Source organism: Lachnospira sp. (genome assembly GCF_016290755.1).
Classification (GTDB): domain Bacteria; phylum Bacillota; class Clostridia; order Lachnospirales; family Lachnospiraceae; genus Lachnospira; species Lachnospira multipara.
Genome location: NZ_JAEEVD010000046.1, coordinates 1 through 20,543, shown reverse-complemented (window position 1 = coordinate 20,543; position 20,543 = coordinate 1). Strand labels below are relative to the sequence as shown.

Genomic DNA, 20,543 nt, shown 5'->3' with positions numbered 1-20,543 from the left:
TCATCCCTATATAATATTTCTTGCTATACAAATTATATAAAAGGTAAAATAAAGGAAACTTTATGACACAAAACTAAAGGGGCTTTAACATGCCAGCCAGTTGCTATAGATAAAAGTTCGCACATATTTTAATTATATTACTATCAATAGCTTTCTACGTCATGGGTTCATGGCGTTTTTTTATTTGTCTAGTAAATTTATTTTGGTGAAATGAAAACCCACCACTAAGTTTACAAGAAGAATAATAGTCTAAAAGGCAAAAAGTTATATATAGCCTAAAATTCCTTGAAAAATCTTCTATATTTATTACGAAAGATAAGAAAAAGAAAGGAAATTAAAAATATGGATAAGATGGCAATTATAATGGCAACAATGAAAATCGGGTTTGGACTAATTGGTTTAATTACTGTTTTAACCGTAGTCACTTTCTTGATTATAGACAAGTTATCTTGCAAAAGATGCCTTGTTAAAGTAAATATTGAAAAGTAAAAGGAGAAATACAAAAATGATTAAAATGATTATCGCAGGTATTGTAATCTTCTTTATTGTAGATAGTTTCTTTGATAAGAGAAGACATGATAAAGCAATAGAGAAGCAAGTTAAAAAGGAAGAAAAAGCACGAGTTGACGCTATGAAAAGTGCTGGTACTGAATGGGAAAATACAGTTGCTGGTCTAAAGAGATCTGGCGAACATTCAATTAGAAACTTAATTATACCAACAGGTGATAGTATGATAACTACAGAAATCGACATGGTCGAGGTAACACGAAAGGGTATTTTCGTATACGAGTGTAAGCACCTTAAAAACGCTGGTAATGTATATGGCAAAATTGATGATTTGTATTGGGGCGAAATTAGAAACCCTTCAAAGCAAAATGCTTATCACATTAAGAATTTAAAAAAGGTTCTTGGTGACAATCATACATTCTGGAATGTATCGGTAGTTAATTATGTGTTTAACATCTTCGATGATAAGACAGGAGCTGTAACAGATTGTGGTAAGCACGAAGATTTTATTGAGGACTACACATTTAGCAACGTAGAATACGGTGGCAATATTATTATTGCACACAACAGGGATGTGGTTCATAGACATACAACTAAAGATGTCTATACAGATAAAGAAGTTAAGGAAATCTATAAGAAGCTTCTAAAGTACAAGGGTACTGCAAAGCAGCTAAAAGAACATGCAAAGAGACAAGCTAGACTTAATGCTGATTTTCGTTAATATGACAAAGGCACTATTAATTTAGTGCCCTTTTTGTGGAAATAAAAAAGGAAAGTTCTCATATTTAATTACTCTGCTACAAATTAATTAAAATCGATTGTTAATCTTCTATATTTATAGTGTAGAATAGAGAAATATTTATATTTTTAGGAGGAAGAAAGAAATGAGTACAACAAATACCATAGCATTTATGATAATTTTTATTTTAGCTATAGGCATTATATCATATAAAATAATAAAACTTGTTAAAGATGTCTTGCTTAAAGCGGCACAAGTGGGGTTTGGCATCGGATATTTTATAGTTGGCACAATAAAAGCTTTACCTAGTATATTGATTACAGTTTTAATTGTATATTTAGTTCATCAATTTACTCCGTTTTTTTGACACTCCCATGCCTAAAGGCAGGGGATTCTGACTACCTTATTGCAGAGCAACTGAACAGTCGATTACAAGTGAGCTTGCAGCTAATGGTTTAATTCCATATATAATAAATGATGGAGAGGACAGAATATGAATAATACGAATAATACAAATAAACCGTTTAAAATAACTAAAGAAGGACTATTGATAAATACGACTAATCGAAGTTACAAAGAGCTTCAAAAGGAAGTCGATATAAAAACTAAAAAGGCTATGGATGAATATGAAGATGAGAATATCAAAGGCTTAGTAGATTATGGTAGGATACATCAAGACACTATAAATGGAATAGTTCTTATTTATACATCTACTGTTATTTTAAGTATTTATGGTACAGCTACTTTGATAATGGGGCAATGAAATAATAATTTAAGTCTATCAAAGATATTGTTGATTTTATCAATCCTCGTTATTTTTCGCATTATTTTAGAGCTTGTTTTTGAAACAATAATTATATATAAAAATGAAGACCGATACGATGTCATTAGAAAAATCAGAGAAAAATATAATACTAAGAAAACTGGTCTAAAGGCTATTAGTTTTCTTTCTAAGAAACTTTCAGAAGAATACGCTTTTAAATATTTTTGCGATAATTTCGTTGACGGAGATATTACACTAAATGAATTGACGGAAATCGTATTCAAATCACAAGATGAAGAAAGCAAAGAAGAAACTTAATTAATATTTTTCTTCTATATTTGCTTTATCAAGTTTTTCGCAGAAAACCCCTACCTCTAAGCGTAGCGTAGGTAGGGGCAGTATGCAAGATATGTAGAGATTGATTTGCAACGCAGCATAATTATGCGACACTATACTTACATATAGGAGGTGTTTTCTATGCCGATAATTTTACCAATTAGAGATTTAAGAGATACAAGTAAAGTATCAGAATTAGTACACAAGAATAGTGAACCAATTCATTTTACAAAGAACGGGTATAGTGATCTTGTAGTAATGAGTTCGGAATATTATGACTGGTTTGCTAGGGAAAATCGTATCGATCAGGCTATTTTTGAAGCAGAACAGGAATTTGCGGAAACAGGGGAAGCTATTGATGCCGAAGTGGCTTTTTCGGAATTGGAGAAAAAGTATTTTGGATAAGTATCAAAAGATTAGACGTTGATGCGTTAGTAACAAGAAATAAAAAAGATTAAACAAGGATGCTAAGCAATAATAGAAATGCTCAACAAGGTTTAGGTATGAATACTGATAGATTAACAAAGCGTATGCAAAAAGCGAAAAAGAAGCTTCAGAACGTAATTGTTAATTTAACACAATTCTTATATATAGACTAAAATTCACAACAAAATCTTCTATATTTATTGCGTAACAACAATTATTTGTAAAGCGAGGTAATAAAATGGGAAATAATAATGAAGCATTAGATTTGGATGCGTTCCAGAAACAGCTAGAAGAAAGTAACAAAATCATAAATAAAAACTATGATAAAATTAAAAATATATTGGCTAAAGATAATAGAAGAATTTTTAAGAATAAAAAGGCCTTCTTTTGTCCTAAAAGAGATGGTTTTATCTATAATGGTGTTGATGAAATAGATATGGACTTATTACATATGCACGATGATTACCTTCTTGCAGCACTAAAGTCTGATAAGGTAAAAATGAATATTTTTAAAGATGAATTAGAAAAATATATCATTTATACAGTTTTAGCTCCTGTAATTAAAGAGATAAATAGCGGCATGAGTGATTTAAACAGGTTTTTATATTTTGACTTTTTTGAGTATTATTTGAACGATTGTGATTTTGATACAATCGAAACTTTCAAATTCGAAAGTTATCCAACTAAAGCAGAACACATGAACATTTACATTAAAAATTGGCTTAGTCTTGAAGCTGAAACAAAGGAAAACAAAAATGAAGAATGGCGTTTATATAGTAAGTGTTTAAAAGAAATCAGAGCTTGTAATATTTCTAGGGCTTTTGAGTTATTAAATAAATATTTTGGCACTAATTATTCAATGACAGAAGAAAGTGCTGACACTTTTGTAGAGAACTATTTTAAAGAACACGATGTTGAAGCTTTCAGCAACCAGCTTATTGATGATGCCTTAAATAGAAGGGAAGGTTTAGGAAACCTTGATGATGTTGCTTCTGAACAAAGTGGTTATCTAATCATTTCTAAAAGAAAAGAGTTGATTGCTCAATTATTAAGGGGCTATGTGATTTGTTTTAATGACTATAATGTAACTTATGAAGAATTTATGCTTAATTTAAAGTCATATGTTTATGACGATAAAGTTAATATTTCTAAGTTACCTCATTACAACAAAGAGTTAAACGTCTTTGTTAATGATAATAACGAAGTTATGGGCTTTACATCCCATGATTTTTTACGAAGTGATTTAAAGGCACAAGTATACGATTATTGCGGATGCAAAATTAACCCAGATATTTATTTCGTAACAGATGAAATGGAAAGAAAGACTCATTATCTTATTGATAGAAACTATCGTGTTAGGAGAGAAAAACGTCTTAATCAAGGCGTTACTCCTGGTTTTGATATAGAAGAAGATCTTCAAATCATAGATTTTGCTTCATACTGTTATATTATTGATAATTTTATGCGAGGTAATTTAAAATAATATCATATAAAAGGGCTACTATTCGTGATATGATTCCCCTTAAGTAGACAAGGTAAATAACCAAGTCTACTTAGGGGTTTTTATAGTCAATCTTCTATATTTATCAAACGGGTGCAGGGATTGTAAAATTAGCATTATTTGTACATATCATCTAACGTTATTAAAATTATATTTGATGTATCAATGTTACTAAACCATTCGGTAAAACCAGAGAGTAAAACAATAAATAGTGGGTTATAGCATATTTACCTGTGATTAATTTAGATCTTCTAATTAATGTTTCATAAATTGTCTTATCTATCTTTTCATTTTTAAATTTATATTCACCTACTATTGCAGTGTTATCTACAGTAGATATACCAACTACATCGATATCAGCTGATTGCTGATACCTGTTATTATTTTTATCTTTTAATTGTTCTACTCCCCACCAAGTTCCTTCGCTTAAGATTTTATTTTCCATAAAACTTAAAGAAGAGCCACAAAGTATAATCATAAGGTTTTTGTCGAGCCATTGTGTATCAATGTATTTCTGCAATTTAGTAGCCGTATAAAAAATAGCCATTTTCTCTTTTAAAAATTCCGTAATCAAAAAGGTTTTACCAATTCTTCTACGGCCGTATATAACAGTCATACCAAATTTTGGACTTGAATAGATTTTTTCTAATGAATTTAATTCTTTTTTTCTACCTACAAACATATTGCCCTCCGTTTTGTTAAAATCAATTTGATTCAAATTGATTTTAATAAAATTGATTTGAATTAAATACAGGTGTTTCAAGCAAAAACATAAAAAATAAAAGGTATTAGTTAAAGGCTATTCAAAAAGTTCATAAAATGATATAATGCCCTTACTAAGAAGGATTCCCTTTGGGAGAAATTGAAGGAGGATTTTATTATGTTAAAAGCAAAGACTTTGCAGACTGCAGAACTTTTAGATATTCTTCCAGACGAAGATATTTTACTTGTGAATGCTTTAATAAAAAAACTTGTTATCGCATGGGATCCAGACTTTACAAAAGTAACTGCAAGGGAAAGAGAATTGCTCGAAAAAAGTGACTCCGAAATGAAAAATGGCGATTTTGTTTCAGAGGAAGATTTTTGGTCATAATTTAGTGATTACGAAATACAGTCAGTAATTGGCTGTATTTTTTTGCTTAAGTTAATTGCTTTCTTTCAGTCGCTTTCCAATATCAGAGGCACTGTATATACATTTTAACATGGTAAACTGTAAAAGTTTCATGTATCTTACTTGACAAGGTTAGCCTGATATTATACTATCAAAAAGTGCAATTTAACCGGCGCTTTTCTTGATGTTATCGAGTTTTGTCACTGTTTGATTGCATACAATGAATATAGTAAATGTAGGAAAAGAGGTCGCAAATGGGAAGTAAAAAAACATTCGTATCACTAGAACAAATCAAGGATATTGTAAAGACATATCCAACACCATTCCATCTATACGATGAGAAGGGCATTAGAGAAAATGCTGCAAAGTTAAAGCAGGCTTTTTCATGGAATAAGGGATATAGAGAATATTTTGCTGTAAAGGCAACTCCAAATCCTTTTATTATTAACATTTTAAGAGATTATGGTTGCGGCCTAGATTGTTCTTCACTTACAGAGCTTATGATGGCTAATGCTTTGGAGTGTAAGCCAGAAGAGATTATGTTTTCTTCAAATGATACACCAGCTGAGGAGTATGAATATGCCCTAAAGATTGGTGCAACAATTAATTTAGATGATATTACTCATATTGAGTTTTTAGAGAATATTGCAGGGGGCAAGCTTCCAGAAACAATGAGCTGCAGATTTAACCCAGGCGGATATTTCAAGATGGGTACAGATATTATGGATAATCCTGGAGATGCTAAGTATGGTATGACTCACGAGCAGATTATTGAAGCCTTCAAGATTTTAAAGTCTAAGGGAGTTAAGCATTTTGGTATCCATTCTTTCCTTGCAAGTAACACAGTATCTAATGATTACTATCCAACACTTGCAAAGATTTTATTCGAGCTTGCAGTTGAATTAAAGGAAAAGACAGGAGTTAGCATTGAATTTATCAATCTTTCCGGTGGTGTTGGTGTAGCTTATAAGCCAGAGCAGACACCTAATGATATTCTTGTAATTGGTGAGGGTGTTCATAAGGTATTTGATGAAGTATTAGTACCAGCAGGCCTTGGAGATGTTGCTATCTTTACAGAACTTGGTAGATTTATGCTAGCTCCTTTCGGTTGCCTTGTTTCTCAGGCAATTCATGAAAAGCATACACATAAGGAATACATTGGCCTTGATGCTTGTGCAGTAAATCTTATGAGACCAGCTATGTATGGTGCTTACCATCATATTACAGTAGCAGGTAAGGAAGATGCAGTTTGTGATCACACTTATGATGTAACTGGCTCGCTTTGTGAGAATAATGATAAGTTTGCTATTGATAGAAAGTTACCAAAGATTGATATGGGGGATTACCTTATTATACACGATACAGGTGCTCACGGCTTTGCCATGGGTTATCAGTACAATGGTAAGCTTCGTTCTTCAGAACTTTTACTTAAGGAAGATGGTTCTGTTGAGATGATTAGAAGAGCAGAGACACCAAAGGATTATTTCCAGACATTTGATTTCTGCGATTTTTATAAGAAAGTTCTTAACTAGTTAGGACTTAATAATATTGATTTAAAGTCGGCGAAAGTGTATTATAAACTATGTTTCTAAAAAGAAGAGAAAGGGAGAGCATTTTGAAAAATTTATCTTATATTGCAAATGAAATAAATAAGGGTAAGGATTTAGATGAGAATCTTTTATTATATTTGAAATCAGCTTCTTCGCTCTATAGTACACTTGGAGCCATTAAATTATCTATGAATTACTACACTTTAGTAGATATTTTACTTGAAGAAGACATAGATGATACTTTTGTTAGTAATTTTGAAAATGTTAAGACAGTCCTTGAGGATATCTTAAAAGGCGAGACAGAGGATGCCGATAGTAAGCTTAGTGAAATTAGAAATAAGCTTATTGAAAAGATGGAGAAGATTACTAACATCGTTGATAGACTTAGAATTTACGAATATGTTTTAAATAGAATCGAGTATAAGTACAAAGAAGCAGAACTTGATAAGGAGTACTATAACACTTATTTGACTAATGATGTAATGCATTACATTTTAAAGGATAAGGACAATCTAGTAATTAATACTAAGATTGCTGAAATCATTGGCCAGCTTCCAATGAGAATGTCAAAGGGTAAGTTCTATGACCATATTGAGGATGCCTTTAGTCTTCATCATGGCGCTATGAAAAAGACTATTGATGACTTTTATTACTCACTTTCAACTACAGCAATGTTAAAGGATTTAGGAGATATTTCTGAATTTGGTGATGTGGCTGTTGCTATTGAAAGGTTAGAATCTGCAAGCTATTCAAATCTTTCAAAGGATGAGTTTGATCAGTTAAGAAAGGCCTTTGATTTAGCAAGTGAAAGAATCAATGCTTTAGCTGATTCTTACGTTTTACTTACTCAGGTAATTAATGATGCGCTTACAATTTCCCTTACAAGCAGCACAAGTCTTGGCCTTAATGAAGAACTTGACCTTGCAAAGAATATTATTCTTGAGACAGGTAAGGCTTATATTACTCGTGTTGGTATGGATGAGATTGCTGAGAATTTCGTAAACTTTGAAGGTAAGCAGGAAAAGCTTTTAGAGAATATTTCAAGCTCAGACTTCATTATTGACTATGTTAATAACGAATTAAAGGATAAGCTTGATGTAGAAAGTCTTGTAGGCTATGAAAAGCTTTTACAGGTTACAAAGCTTCAGTCAGGTAGTGACTTCGTTTCTCTATTTAAGGTGGAGAATGAAGAGGATATTCCTGAGGATTCTTATGCTGATAATATGGCAGCAAAGCTCTGTAAGGAATTAGACGATAGCTTTAAGGGTATGGAATCAATGGTTAAGAGAGCTATTATGGCAAGCGTAATTTCTAATTTACCAGTTTTCTTTAATGACACTAAGGAGATTCAGGATTATATCAATTCTTCTTTAATGGCATGTAGCGATGAAGCTGAGATGAAGGCTTGCGTTGAAATTATAAAAGCTGTTGTTAAAGGTTAAAATTAGTGTTACTATTTACTCAGTCGGAGTACAAGCTCCGACTGAGTTAAACGCTCCGCGAGGATGCGCACGGATTCGGACAGGAATTTGTCTGCCAAAGCAGACCCGAATCCGGCGCGCAAGACTCGCGAGCGAGTCTTGATTATAGTGAATTTAAGCGGATTTAAAGGTTTTCTTTTAGGTCCGCTAATTTTAAAATAGAGGGATTGTATGAGATTTTATAAAAAGTTATATTACGGCGAGGAAGCAAGAAAGAATAAAGCTAAAATATTTTCCAAAATCAAAAGAAACAGCTTTAGTTCTGATACTTATCTTATTACTCTAGCTAGCAATCCAGAGAATCTATTAGATATTATTTCAGCTAATGTCTTTAATCAGCCACATTTTAAAAAGCAAAAGAATCATGAAGATATCCTAGTGGTGGGTATTGCCAAAGGTGAGGCTGAAAGCTACGAGCTTGTAAGACAGATAATTGATGAGATGTATAAAAAACAAGGGGACTTTAATATAAGAGAATTTCTTGAGATTAAAGGCTAAAGAGGGTGTTTGATGCTAGGTGTTTGTTTGTTGATTTTGAAAATAATAGGAATAGTTCTTCTAGCCTTGCTTTTACTGCTTTTACTAGTGCTTGGCTTGGTTTTATTTGTTCCTGTTAGATATAAAATTTATGCTAGTTATTATAATGAACTAAAATTTAGTGCAAGTCTAACTTGGCTTTTGCGACTACTTAGAATCAACGCTAAATTTGAAAAAGAGTTTAGCTATGAGGGCAAGATTGCATTTTTTAAATTCTTAGAAAGTTCTAAAGAGGAAGAAAGCCAAGGAGAGGATGATAAAGCTCCTTCTAAGACTAATATGGTTTCCTCTAGTAAAGATAAGAAGGAAAAGAATGTCTTTGATGATGACTTTAAGGATGAAGAGCTTGAAAATGTAAATAAGTCAGAGAAAGTTAAAAAGACAGAGACTTCTAATATAGATATTAAGACAGAACATTTTGATGAATTCTATAATGAGGAATTTAAAGAAGGAGAGTTAGGGGCAGGTCCTGATCTTGATGAATCAAAAAAAGAGGATGACAAAGAGCTGAATACTAATGAGTCAGACTTTGAAGAGGAGGATCTTGAGGAGGAGACTATAGAAGAGAAACTTGATAAGGATCTTGACTATTTATTAAATAAAGGCCTTATTGGGAAAATCAGACGAATCCTTGTAATTACAGTTCGTAAACTTAAAAGAATTCTTTCCTTAATAGCAGATAGCTTAAGAAAAGTTAAAGGCGCTAAAGAAAAGCTTTTTAAGAAGATTAATCATATTAAAGAGCTTGTAACAGATGAAGAAAACAAAGCGTTTTTAGCCTTTATAATTCAAAGACTAAAGGAGCTTTTAAAGTTACTAAAGCCTAAAAAGTATAAGATTGATTTACATTTTGGCTTTGAAGATCCTTCAACTACAGGAAAAATCTTGATGTATTTATCAGTGCTTTATGGTCTTACTGGCCTTGATATGAAGATAAATCCAGATTTTGAAGAAGAAGTTAAAGAAGGAGAAATCCTATTAAAGGGCAGCTTTCAATTAATTTTTCTAGTAATAATTGTAGTTAAGCTATTCTTAAATAAAAAATTTAAAGAGTTGGTTTTCAAATAGCTTAGATGTGGTATAATTAGCAATGTATTATAGTAAGGGAGGAAATCTATGGCTAATAATAACTTTGATACAACAGTAGCATCGCTTTTTAAAGGCATGGATGCTTTTATTTCAGCTAAGACTGTAGTTGGAGATGCAGTTAAGGTAAACGATACTATTATTTTACCTTTAGTTGATGTATCTTTTGGTGTAGGAGCAGGCGCATTTGCTGGAGAAAAGAAGAATAATGCTGGTGGAGCTATGACAGGTAAGATATCTCCTAGTGCAGTTCTTGTAATTCAGAATGGTGCAACTAAGTTAGTCAACGTTAAGAATCAGGATACAGTTACTAAGATCTTAGATATGGCGCCAGATATTATTGACAGATTTACAGGTAAGTCTGGAAAAGTAGAGACAGATGAGGAAATTGATAAGGCAATTGACGATATTACAGAGTAGTATTAAAGATACTATAGATTATTTTTTAAATTATAAAATATTGTTGCATTATTAATTTTTATCTGATATAATAACGACTGTTGTGGGTAAAATACCCCCAAGTTTGATAAGGAGGTGTTATAGTAATGGCAAAATGTGCGATTTGTGAAAAAAGTGCTCACTTTGGAAATGCTGTGAGCCATTCTCATAGAAGATCAAATAAGATTTGGAATGCTAACGTTAAGTCTGTTAGAGTTAAGGTTGAAGGTGGATCTAAGAAGATGTATGTTTGTACATCATGCTTACGTTCAGGTGCTGTAGAGCGTGCTTAATTGACGCCTATGCGAATAACTTTAGGTAATTAAGGTGAATTGCGGAATATTTATATATACGTAATTCACTTTATTTTTTGCCTGAAATTTTATTATATACACGTATAAGAAAAGTTTTATCATTTACCAAAGGGGCCAAATCTTGAATTTAGGCCTTTATAATAGTATAATGACATCATTAAAGAAACTTAGAGATAGTTTTTCTATAGGGATAAAGTTTTCTGCGCAAGCTTTCGGTAATTACCGTCCCAATAAATCAAGACGCAGAGCGGAGGCGAGATATGAAGGGTATTCTTGATAATGAGTTAGGAAGGGTTTCTATTGATCCTGAGGTTATTGCACAATACGCTGGTTCAACAGCTATTGAATGCTTTGGTATTGTTGGTATGGCTGCAGTAAGCATGAAGGATGGTTTGGTTAAGCTTCTTCGTGGCGACAGTTTAACAAGAGGTATTAAGGTTGATATAGATGAAGATAACAAGATCACTATCGATTTCCACGTTATCGTTTCGTATGGTGTCAGCATTAATACAGTATCTGATAACTTAATACAGAATATTAAGTACAAGGTTTCTGAATTTACAGGCCTTGAAATTAAGAAGATTAATATATTTGTTGAAGGCGTTAGAGTAATTGACTAGTCTTTAATATTTATTAACATAGAAATTATTATAGGATTATTTTATTTAATGCTAAGCAAGGGCTTAGCAGAATGGAGGATTTAAAAGTGGCTACAAAAACTATAGATGCATCGCTTATGCAAAAGATGTTTCTTGCTGGAGCTAAGAATCTAGAGGCTAATAAGGAATGGATCAACGACTTAAACGTTTTCCCAGTTCCAGATGGAGATACAGGTACTAATATGACTATGACAATTTTGTCAGCAGCAAGAGAAGTTAGTACAATTGCTAATCCTAATATGGCCAGTTTATCAAAGGCGATTTCATCAGGTTCATTAAGAGGAGCTAGAGGAAATTCAGGTGTTATTTTATCACAGCTTTTAAGAGGTTTTACTAGAGAGGTTAAGTCTACAACAGAGATTAATGTTGAAACTATTGCTCTAGCATGTCAAAGAGCTACAGAAACAGCATATAAAGCAGTTATGAAGCCTAAGGAAGGAACAATCCTTACAGTAGCTAAGGGTATTTCTGATAAGGCAGCTACACTTGCAGCAGAGACAGACGATGTGGAAGAGTTTATTGCAAAACTTATAGATGAAGCAGAATTTGTTTTATCTAAGACTCCAGATATGCTTCCAGTATTAAAGGAAGCTGGCGTAGTAGATTCAGGCGGACAGGGTTTAGTAGTTGTTCTTAAGGGTTGTTATGATGCCTTAACAGGTAAGGTAACAGATTTTACAATTACTGAAACAGATAACAAGCCAGAATCAGAAGGCAAGGCAGGCGTTGGCGCTGCTATTGAGAATGTTGAAATTAAGTTCGGTTATTGTACTGAATTTATTGTAAATTTAGAGAGAGAATTCACAGAAAAGGATGAGAAGGAATTTAAGAAGTTCTTAGAGTCAATTGGTGATTCTATTGTATGTGTATCTCTTGATGATATTGTTAAGATTCACGTTCATACTAACCATCCAGGTTTAGCTTTCGAAGAAGGCTTAAAGTATGGCTCATTAACTAAGATGAAGATTGATAATATGCGTGAAGAGCATAATGAGAAACTTGTTACTCAGGCTGAAAAGCAGGCTGCTGCCGCAAGTGATGCAATGAATAAGGTTAATGAAGCTAAGGCAAGTAATGAGCCTAAGAAGGATTTTGGTTTTATTACAATTGCACCTGGTGAAGGTATTGGCCAGATCTTTAGAGATTTAGGTTGCGACGAGGTTATTGAAGGTGGTCAGACAATGAACCCTTCAACAGAAGATATCTTAAATGCTGCAGATAAGATTAATGCAGAAGTTATTTATGTCTTACCTAATAACGGTAACATTATCTTAGCTTCTAACCAGGCTGCAAGCATTATTGAAGATAAGAAGATGATCGTTATTCCTACAAAGACTGTACCTCAGGGTATTTCAAGTTTAATTAACTTTGAGGCAACAAGATCTGAAGAAGAGAATACAGAGGCTATGACAGAAGGCTTAAGCCTTGTTAAGTCAGGTCAGTTAACATATGCAGTAAGAGATACATCTATTGATGGCAAGGAAATTAAGAAGGAAAACTTCATTGGCTTAGGCGATAAGGGACTTTCATCAGTAGGTACTGATATGCACACAACTCTTGTTGAATTAGTTGATGATTTAATGTTTGATGATGCTGAACTTGTTACTGTTTATTATGGTAGTGATGTTACAGAAGAAGCTGCTAACGAAGCAGTTGAGGCTATTAAGAATAAGTTCGCTGATAAGGAAGTTGAATTACAGTACGGCGGACAGCCAGTATATTACTACATCGTTTCAGTAGAATAATTAATATTAATAATGAATTTAGATTAATCAACGCATAAGTTTTATGCGTTGATTAATTTTTTATCTAAGACTATCTAAGATTAAGAATAATAAGGGGACAGCATGGATATTAAGGCTTTAAAGGGAGTGGGCGAAAAGACTGCTAGCTATTTTTCACAACTAAATATTTATACTACTGAGGATTTATTAAAGCATTATCCAAGAAAATACGACATCTACGAAGAGCCTGTAAGAGTAGCAGATTTAGAAGCGGATGAGGATTTAGAAGGAAGTGTTGTTGCTATGGAGGGTGTTGTAATTAAAAGCCCTGACATCTATGGCAATGGTAAATTAAAGATCCTTTCGGTTAATCTAAAGGATGAAAATGGTGATGCCTTTAAAGTAACTTTCTTTAATATGCCATTTTTAAAGAACAATTTTAAGTTAGGGGCTAGATACATTTTCAGAGGGATAATTAATAAGGCTAGGAAAATGTGGACTTTCGAGCAGCCAAAGCTCTTTACGAGGGCTGCTTATAAAGAACTTGAAGGAAGCATGATGCCAATTTATCCTTTAACTAAGGGCATTACCAATAATATGCTTACTAAGTTGGTGTCGGGACTTTTAAAGGAATATGAGGAAAGGCTTGAGCCAGAGTATATTCCTTTATGGGTTAGAGAAAAGTATGAGCTGGCGGAGCACAATTTTGCTATGCAGAATATACATTTTCCAAAAGAGTTTGATGATTATATCAATGCTAGACATAGACTGTCATTCGAGGAGTTTTTCCTCTTTATTCTAGCAACACTTAGCTTGAAATCTTCAAAGGAGACTAATCCAAATATTTATGAAATTAATCGACTTGAGAAAATCGATGAATTTATAGAAGGTCTACCCTTTAAACTAACTAATGCCCAGCTAAAAACAGTGGAAGAGGTTAGGGCTGATTACACAGGACCTAAGATTATGTCTAGATTAATTCAGGGCGATGTAGGTTCTGGTAAGACTATTGTGGCCATTATTGCCTTGCTTGAAATTGCTCTAAATAACTATCAGGGGGCTATGATGGTGCCAACGGAGGTTCTTGCCATTCAGCAGTTTGAATCTTTAAAGGACTTAATTGAAAAAAACGGACTTGATATTAAGATAGAGCTTTTAGTGGGTTCTATGACAGCTAAGGAAAAGCGCCTAGCCTACGAGCGAATTCAGTCTGGAGAGGCGCAGATTATAATTGGAACTCATGCTCTTATTCAGGAAAAGCTAGAATATAAGGATTTGGCCCTTGTTATAACAGATGAGCAGCATCGATTTGGCGTTGCCCAAAGAGAGAGCTTTTCTAATAAGGGAAGACGACCACACATTTTGGTTATGTCTGCTACACCGATTCCAAGAACCTTGGCTATTATTCTTTATGGAGATTTGGATATTTCCGTAATTGATGAGCTGCCAAAGGGCCGTTTGCCTATTAAAAATGCAGTCGTTGACGAATCTTACAGAGATAATGCCGACAAGTTTTTAGAAAGGGAAGTAAAGGCAGGACATCAGTGTTATGTTATTTGTCCAATGGTTGAGGAAAGTGAGAATTTCACTGGGGCTAATGTAATTGATTACTCTAAAGAGCTTTCAAAGCGCCTGCCAGATTGTCGAATTGAATATCTTCACGGCAAGTTAAAGCCTGCCAAAAAGGAAGAGATAATGAGGCGATTTTCTAAACATGAGATAGATATTTTGGTATCCACAACGGTTATTGAGGTTGGTGTAAATGTACCTAATGCCACGGTTATGTTAATTGAGAATTCAGAGATGTTTGGACTTGCGGGACTACATCAGCTAAGGGGCCGTGTTGGTCGAGGTGATGCTCAGAGTTACTGTATCTTTATGACAGGTAAAAAGTCAGAGAAGATTAAGAAAAGATTAGATATTTTAAAAAATAGTAACGACGGCTTTGAGATAGCAAGAAAAGATCTAGAGCTTCGTGGCCCTGGCGACTTTTTTGGCGTAAGACAAAGCGGAGATTTTAATTTTGGCATTGCGGATATATTTGCAGATGCACAAACCCTAAAAGAGGCTAGTGATGCGGCTAAGCTAATTTATGACGCAGACAATAATTTAGAGAGTGATGAAAATGCACTGCTTAAGGAAAAAGTGATAGAATATAGGGGTAAGGTGCTAGATAAGATTAATATTTAAAGAATCGAGGCTTAAGATATGAGAGAGATGTCATTTACTATGAGTAGACCAGGTTTAGTAAAAGAAGGGGATGTAGTGGAAATTACTGAGGGAAAATTACCTAGTAGTTATTATTATACTATTGAACCTGCGGTAGCTATGTCTGGTAACTTCACAACTCCAGAGCGCTTAAAATCTAGAAAAGGCGTGGTTAAGGAAGTTGGTGAAACAAGTAGGGGCTATTATGTTTTGTGTGAATTTGATGAATAGTTATACAAAACGAAATTTTTATGCTATAATGAGAAGTGCGTCATTTTATGATATTAATAGTTTAAACATATTAAGGAGTTTGTTACAATGAAAAAGGTTGAAGATTATGTAAGAAGTATTCCAGATTTCCCTAAGGAAGGCATCGTATTTAGAGATGTCACAACAGTACTTCAGGATCCAGATGGCTTCCAGTTAGCAATTGATGAGATTGATAACTTATTAAAGGACGTAGATTATGATGTTGTAGTTGGACCAGAATCTAGAGGATTTATTTTTGGTGTTCCAATCGCTTATAAGAACCACAAGGGATTTGTACCTGCAAGAAAGAAGGGTAAGCTTCCTTGCGAGACAGTTTCTATGGAATACGCTCTTGAATATGGAACAGCCGTTGTTGAATTACATAAAGATTCTATCAAGCCAGGTCAGAAGGTAGTTATTGTAGATGACTTAATCGCTACAGGCGGAACAATTGAAGCAATCATTAAGCTTATCGAAGAGCTTGGTGGTGAAGTAGTTAAGGTTGTATTCTTAATGGAACTTGAAGGCTTAAAGGGCAGAGACAAGTTAAAGGGATACAATGTAGATGCAGTAATTAAGTATGAAGGAAAGTAATTAATTTAGAAAGTTTTAATTCCTAAATCTTAATTATTAGTTTATAATATTAGATATTAAGAAGTAGTGTGTTTTATTTATAAAGTGCACTACTTTTTTTAAAAGATTGGAGGATTAATATGAGTACACCACATAACGCAGCTAATTTAGGTGACATTGCAAAGACTGTTCTTATGCCAGGGGATCCGCTAAGAGCTAAGTTTATTGCAGATACATTCCTTGAAAATGTAACACAGTTTAACACTGTAAGAAATATGTTTGGATATACAGGTGAATATAAGGGCAAGAAGGTTTCTGTAATGGGAAGCGGCATGGGTATGCCATCAATTGGAATCTATAGCTATGAGCTCTATAGCATGTATGACGTAGATAATATTATTAGAATCGGTTCTGCAGGGGCTCTATCAGATAATCTTTCTTGCATGGATGTAGTTTTAGCTTCTACAGCTTCTACTAATTCAAATTATGCAGCCCAGTATAAATTACCAGGTACAATTGCACCAACTGCTAACTTTACACTTTTAAAGACAGCTTATGATGAGGCTGCAAAGCTTGGTATTGATGTAACTGTTGGAAATGTATTATCATCAGATACTTTCTATTCAGATGATAAAGATGCTAATGACCTATGGAAGAAGATGGGCGTGCTTTGTGTAGAGATGGAATCGGCAGCTCTTTACTTAAATGCTCAGAGACTAGGTAAGAATGCGCTTTGCATTTTAACTATCAGTGACCATCTTTATAAGAATGAAGAGCTTGATGCATATCAGAGACAGACTAGCTTTACTAATATGATGGAAATTGCACTTAATACTGCTATTAATCTTTAATTTAGGAGACTTGAATTTATGAATAATAAGGACATCGTTTGGATACTAATAATAATAGCAGCAATAGTTTCTATTATTTATGCCTACATTTCACAAAGAAGGGCAGCAAGAATAAAGCTACACAAAAGACTTAAGAAATCTTATGGCAAAAGGGCAAATAAGAAGACTAGCCTAGATGAACTTGAGCAGATTACACATTTTTATAAGAATAGGTCAAGTGGAGAATGTGTTGATGATATTAGCTGGAATGACCTAGATATGGATAGAGTTTTCCATGCCCTTAATAATACCAACTCTTCAATTGGTCAGGAATACTTATATAAAATGATTCGCGAGACGGATAAGTCTGAAGAAGAATTAAAGAAAATTAATGATTACGCTAATTCCTTTGATGAGGATGAGGATAGTAGATTTAAGATTCAAAAGATTTTTGCATTTATTGGATATGCTAAGCATATGGCAGTGTCTGATTATGTGGACATGATTGTGGAATTAAAGCCAAAGTCTAATATTGCAAATTATCTATCGCCTATTCTTTTAATCGCTTCTTTAGTGGTTTTACTTGCAATTAATCCATCCATTGGAATTTTACTTGTAATTGTTGCTATGATTTTTTGTGTGGTTACATATTACAGATTTAAGGCGGATGTGGAGAGATATTTTGTTTGTATAAATCAGATTGTTAAGATGATTAAGGCTTCAAAGGATATTGTAAATCTTGATTTGGATTTCCTTGCAGACTCTAATGCTAGATTAAAGGAATTATCAAAGGCCTTTAGTAAGATTTATAATAACTCAGCAATGCTTGAAACAGGCAATGTAACAGGCTCTATTTCCGAGATTATTATGGACTATTTAAGAATGCTTACTCATATTGACTTGATTAAGTTTAACAATATGGTTAAGTTACTTAATAATAAGGAACAGGAAATCTACGAGCTTATGGACGTTTTAGGCTTTATTGAGTCTACAATTGCCATTGCTTCCTTTAGAAAGAGCTTGCCATACTATAGCGTTCCGGAATTTGTGGAGGGAGACATCTCTATTAACTTAGAAGAGGCATATCACCCACTAATTGATAACCCAGTGGTTAATTCTATTAGTGAGAACGGTAATGTACTTCTTACAGGTTCTAATGCTTCCGGCAAGTCTACATTTTTAAAGACCGTTGCCATTAATGCAATTCTTAGCCAGACTATTAATACAAGCCTTTCAAAGTCTTATAAGGCACCAAAGTTTAGAATCTATTCTTCTATGGCACTTCGAGACGATTTAGAGGCTAATAATAGTTACTATATTGTAGAGATTAAGTCTATTAAGCGAATCTTTGATAGTCTTGATGATAATAAGAAGCCTTTACTTATCTTTATTGATGAGGTTTTAAAGGGTACTAACACAGTGGAGCGTGTGGCTGCATCAACTCAGATACTATCAAGCCTAGGCAAGTCAAAGGCCTTTGTATTTGCGGCAACTCATGACGTAGAGCTTACAACACTACTTGAGAAAGAGTATGAGAATTATCATTTTAGAGAAAATGTAACAGATGATGAAGTTTTATTTGACTATAAGCTTCACAAGGGACCAGCAACTACAAGAAATGCCATAAAGCTATTATCAGTCCTTGGATTTGATAAAGAAATTGTAGATAAATCAAATGAGAGAGCAGCATATTTCTTAGAGAATGCTAGCTGGAAAGTTGAAATTTAGGGGCAAATGTTATATAATAGCAATATATATATGTGTGGGATACCACGAAGGTGATTAACACAAATAAAATTAATTTGGAGGCGTTTTAATGGTTGTACTTACTACTTTAGGTGGCGAAATTTGTTATGAGGCAGTTAAGTTTGTAGTTTATATTGCTGCAATCGTTTGTGCTTGTATGATCGGTGGTAAATTACGCAAGTCCTCAGATGCTAAAAAGGCTGCAAAGGTTAGGGAAGAAGATAAATAATTATTATTTTATAGACAGGTCAGTGTTTGGCCTGTCTTTTTTTATTGCAAAGGCCTTTAAACCCTTGTTTCATTGACAGAAACAAATAATTGAGTTATATTTAGCTAGTGTCTTTAGAACTAGATAGCATAAAGACACGATTATTTTTTGTTAATTATTAAAAATTTATTATAGCATTTGGGAGGAAGAAACAGTGCAGTACAGAGGTGTAAACGAACTAAGAAAGTTATATCTTGATTTCTTTGAAAGCAAAGAACATCTTAGAATGAAGAGCTTTTCTTTAGTTCCTCACAATGATAACAGTTTACTTATTATTAATTCAGGTATGGCTCCTTTAAAGCCTTATTTTACAGGTCAGGAAATTCCACCTAAGAGAAGAGTTACAACATGTCAGAAGTGTATCAGAACAGGTGATATCGAGAACGTTGGTAAGACTGCAAGACACGGTACTTTCTTTGAAATGCTTGGTAATTTCTCATTTGGTGATTATTTTAAGACAGAAGCTATTCATTGGTCATGGGAATTTTTAACAGAAGTTGTAGGTATTGATCCAGACAGATTATATCCTTCAGTTTATGTTGATGATGATGAAGCTTTTGAAATTTGGAATAAGGAAATCGGCGTTGCAGCTGATAGAATTTATAGATTTGGTAAGGAAGATAACTTCTGGGAGCATGGTGCTGGTCCTTGTGGTCCATGTTCTGAAATCTATTATGACCGTGGTGAAAAGTACGGTACAGGCCCTGAGGATGTTATGGGTGGCGAAGGCGACAGATTCATGGAAGTATGGAATAACGTTTTCTCACAGTTTAACAACGACGGTAAGGGTAACTACACAGAATTAGTTCAGAAGAACATCGATACAGGTATGGGTCTTGAAAGACTTGCTGTAGTTGTTCAGGATGTAGATTCTATCTTTGATGTAGATACATTACAGGCACTTCGTGACAAGGTTTGCGAAATCGCTGGTGTTAAGTATAAGGATTCTGAAAAGCAGGATGTTTCTATCCGTGTTATTACAGACCACATTCGTTCTGTAACATTTATGGTATCAGATGGTATCATGCCTTCTAACGAAGGTAGAGGCTATGTTCTTAGAAGATTACTTAGAAGAGCAGCTAGACATGGTAGATTACTTGGAATTAACCATAAGTTCCTTGGTGAATTATGTGAGACAGTTATAGAAGGTTCTAAGGATGGTTACCCAGAGTTAGAAGAGAAGAAGACATTTATCTTAAAGGTTATCTCTGAAGAAGAAGATAAGTTTAATAAGACAATTGATCAGGGTCTTACAATTCTTAACGATATGATGGATGAGCTTGCAAAGAACAACTCTAAGGTTCTTAGCGGTGCTGATACATTTAAGTTATATGATACTTACGGATTCCCTATTGATTTAACAAAGGAAATCCTTGAAGAAAAAGATATTACTGTTGATGAAGAAGGCTTTAGGGCAGCTATGGAAGAGCAGAGAGTTAAGGCTCGTAATGCTAGAAAGACTACTAACTACATGGGCGCTGACGCAACAGTGTATGA

At 33.8% G+C, this 20,543-nt stretch carries 24 protein-coding genes and 1 riboswitch; of the genes, 23 read left to right on the top strand and 1 reads right to left on the bottom strand.

The window, feature by feature from the left end:
- The first annotated feature begins 32 nt into the window (after positions 1 to 32).
- Positions 33 to 108: riboswitch (cyclic di-GMP riboswitch) on the top strand.
- A 234-nt stretch (positions 109 to 342) separates the two neighbouring features.
- The 7 genes from QVA17_RS10115 to QVA17_RS10085 all read left to right on the top strand — a co-directional run bounded on the left by QVA17_RS10115 (position 343) and on the right by QVA17_RS10085 (position 4,254).
- Positions 343 to 489, top strand: coding sequence for a hypothetical protein (locus QVA17_RS10115; protein ID WP_287388654.1), 147 nt, complete (start codon positions 343 to 345; stop codon positions 487 to 489).
- A 16-nt stretch (positions 490 to 505) separates the two neighbouring features.
- Positions 506 to 1,228 (top strand): nuclease-related domain-containing protein, encoded by a 723-nt coding sequence (locus tag QVA17_RS10110; RefSeq protein WP_287388651.1) that lies wholly within the window; start codon positions 506 to 508, stop codon positions 1,226 to 1,228.
- 163 nt (positions 1,229 to 1,391) lie between these two features.
- A complete protein-coding gene (locus QVA17_RS10105; RefSeq protein WP_287388648.1) occupies positions 1,392 to 1,613 on the top strand; it encodes a hypothetical protein in 222 nt (73 codons plus the stop codon).
- Between the two features lie 126 nt (positions 1,614 to 1,739).
- Positions 1,740 to 2,009 (top strand): hypothetical protein, encoded by a 270-nt coding sequence (locus QVA17_RS10100; protein WP_287388646.1) that lies wholly within the window; start codon positions 1,740 to 1,742, stop codon positions 2,007 to 2,009.
- Positions 2,010 to 2,039: 30 nt separating this feature from the next.
- Positions 2,040 to 2,327: a hypothetical protein gene (locus QVA17_RS10095; protein ID WP_287388644.1), complete on the top strand. Its 288-nt coding sequence runs from the start codon at positions 2,040 to 2,042 to the stop codon at positions 2,325 to 2,327.
- Between the two features lie 159 nt (positions 2,328 to 2,486).
- Positions 2,487 to 2,750 (top strand): prevent-host-death protein, encoded by a 264-nt coding sequence (locus tag QVA17_RS10090; RefSeq protein ID WP_287388641.1) that lies wholly within the window; start codon positions 2,487 to 2,489, stop codon positions 2,748 to 2,750.
- 259 nt (positions 2,751 to 3,009) lie between these two features.
- On the top strand, positions 3,010 to 4,254 hold the full coding sequence (locus QVA17_RS10085; protein ID WP_287388638.1) for a hypothetical protein: 1,245 nt from the start codon (positions 3,010 to 3,012) through the stop codon (positions 4,252 to 4,254).
- Between the two features lie 166 nt (positions 4,255 to 4,420).
- On the opposite strand, the gene QVA17_RS10080 is transcribed toward QVA17_RS10085, so the two are convergent.
- Positions 4,421 to 4,954: an AAA family ATPase gene (locus QVA17_RS10080; protein ID WP_287388629.1), complete on the bottom strand. Its 534-nt coding sequence runs from the start codon at positions 4,952 to 4,954 to the stop codon at positions 4,421 to 4,423.
- 198 nt (positions 4,955 to 5,152) lie between these two features.
- Between QVA17_RS10080 and QVA17_RS10075 the strand changes: the two genes are divergently transcribed.
- The 16 genes from QVA17_RS10075 to alaS form a co-directional block, all read left to right on the top strand.
- Positions 5,153 to 5,365 (top strand): hypothetical protein, encoded by a 213-nt coding sequence (locus QVA17_RS10075; protein WP_287388626.1) that lies wholly within the window; start codon positions 5,153 to 5,155, stop codon positions 5,363 to 5,365.
- Between the two features lie 272 nt (positions 5,366 to 5,637).
- A complete protein-coding gene (locus tag QVA17_RS10070) occupies positions 5,638 to 6,915 on the top strand; it encodes a diaminopimelate decarboxylase (protein WP_287388623.1) in 1,278 nt (425 codons plus the stop codon).
- A gap of 83 nt (positions 6,916 to 6,998) precedes the next feature.
- Positions 6,999 to 8,375, top strand: a complete 1,377-nt coding sequence (locus tag QVA17_RS10065; RefSeq protein ID WP_287388619.1) for a hypothetical protein — start codon at positions 6,999 to 7,001, stop codon at positions 8,373 to 8,375.
- Between the two features lie 210 nt (positions 8,376 to 8,585).
- Positions 8,586 to 8,912 (top strand): hypothetical protein, encoded by a 327-nt coding sequence (locus QVA17_RS10060; protein WP_287388616.1) that lies wholly within the window; start codon positions 8,586 to 8,588, stop codon positions 8,910 to 8,912.
- 12 nt (positions 8,913 to 8,924) lie between these two features.
- Positions 8,925 to 10,019, top strand: coding sequence for a DUF2953 domain-containing protein (locus tag QVA17_RS10055; protein WP_287388613.1), 1,095 nt, complete (start codon positions 8,925 to 8,927; stop codon positions 10,017 to 10,019).
- Positions 10,020 to 10,067: 48 nt separating this feature from the next.
- Positions 10,068 to 10,457 (top strand): GerW family sporulation protein, encoded by a 390-nt coding sequence (locus QVA17_RS10050; RefSeq protein ID WP_287388610.1) that lies wholly within the window; start codon positions 10,068 to 10,070, stop codon positions 10,455 to 10,457.
- 125 nt (positions 10,458 to 10,582) lie between these two features.
- Positions 10,583 to 10,768, top strand: a complete 186-nt coding sequence (gene rpmB / locus QVA17_RS10045; protein ID WP_027430797.1) for a 50S ribosomal protein L28 — start codon at positions 10,583 to 10,585, stop codon at positions 10,766 to 10,768.
- A gap of 281 nt (positions 10,769 to 11,049) precedes the next feature.
- Positions 11,050 to 11,409: an Asp23/Gls24 family envelope stress response protein gene (locus QVA17_RS10040; protein WP_027430796.1), complete on the top strand. Its 360-nt coding sequence runs from the start codon at positions 11,050 to 11,052 to the stop codon at positions 11,407 to 11,409.
- An 86-nt stretch (positions 11,410 to 11,495) separates the two neighbouring features.
- Positions 11,496 to 13,193, top strand: coding sequence for a DAK2 domain-containing protein (locus QVA17_RS10035; protein ID WP_287388605.1), 1,698 nt, complete (start codon positions 11,496 to 11,498; stop codon positions 13,191 to 13,193).
- A gap of 102 nt (positions 13,194 to 13,295) precedes the next feature.
- A complete protein-coding gene (gene recG, locus QVA17_RS10030; RefSeq protein ID WP_287388602.1) occupies positions 13,296 to 15,362 on the top strand; it encodes an ATP-dependent DNA helicase RecG in 2,067 nt (688 codons plus the stop codon).
- An 18-nt stretch (positions 15,363 to 15,380) separates the two neighbouring features.
- Positions 15,381 to 15,611 carry a hypothetical protein gene (locus QVA17_RS10025; protein WP_027430793.1) on the top strand — a complete coding sequence of 77 codons (231 nt, stop codon included), beginning with the start codon at positions 15,381 to 15,383 and terminating at the stop codon, positions 15,609 to 15,611.
- A gap of 87 nt (positions 15,612 to 15,698) precedes the next feature.
- Positions 15,699 to 16,223 (top strand): adenine phosphoribosyltransferase, encoded by a 525-nt coding sequence (locus tag QVA17_RS10020; protein ID WP_027430792.1) that lies wholly within the window; start codon positions 15,699 to 15,701, stop codon positions 16,221 to 16,223.
- A 119-nt stretch (positions 16,224 to 16,342) separates the two neighbouring features.
- Positions 16,343 to 17,053 (top strand): purine-nucleoside phosphorylase, encoded by a 711-nt coding sequence (gene deoD, locus QVA17_RS10015; protein WP_287388596.1) that lies wholly within the window; start codon positions 16,343 to 16,345, stop codon positions 17,051 to 17,053.
- Between the two features lie 18 nt (positions 17,054 to 17,071).
- On the top strand, positions 17,072 to 18,760 hold the full coding sequence (locus tag QVA17_RS10010) for a MutS-related protein (protein ID WP_287388593.1): 1,689 nt from the start codon (positions 17,072 to 17,074) through the stop codon (positions 18,758 to 18,760).
- An 88-nt stretch (positions 18,761 to 18,848) separates the two neighbouring features.
- A complete protein-coding gene (locus tag QVA17_RS10005) occupies positions 18,849 to 19,007 on the top strand; it encodes a hypothetical protein (protein WP_287388590.1) in 159 nt (52 codons plus the stop codon).
- A 193-nt stretch (positions 19,008 to 19,200) separates the two neighbouring features.
- Positions 19,201 to 20,543, top strand: a 1,343-nt coding sequence (gene alaS, locus QVA17_RS10000; RefSeq protein WP_287388589.1) for an alanine--tRNA ligase, incomplete at its 3' end; no start/stop codon positions are given.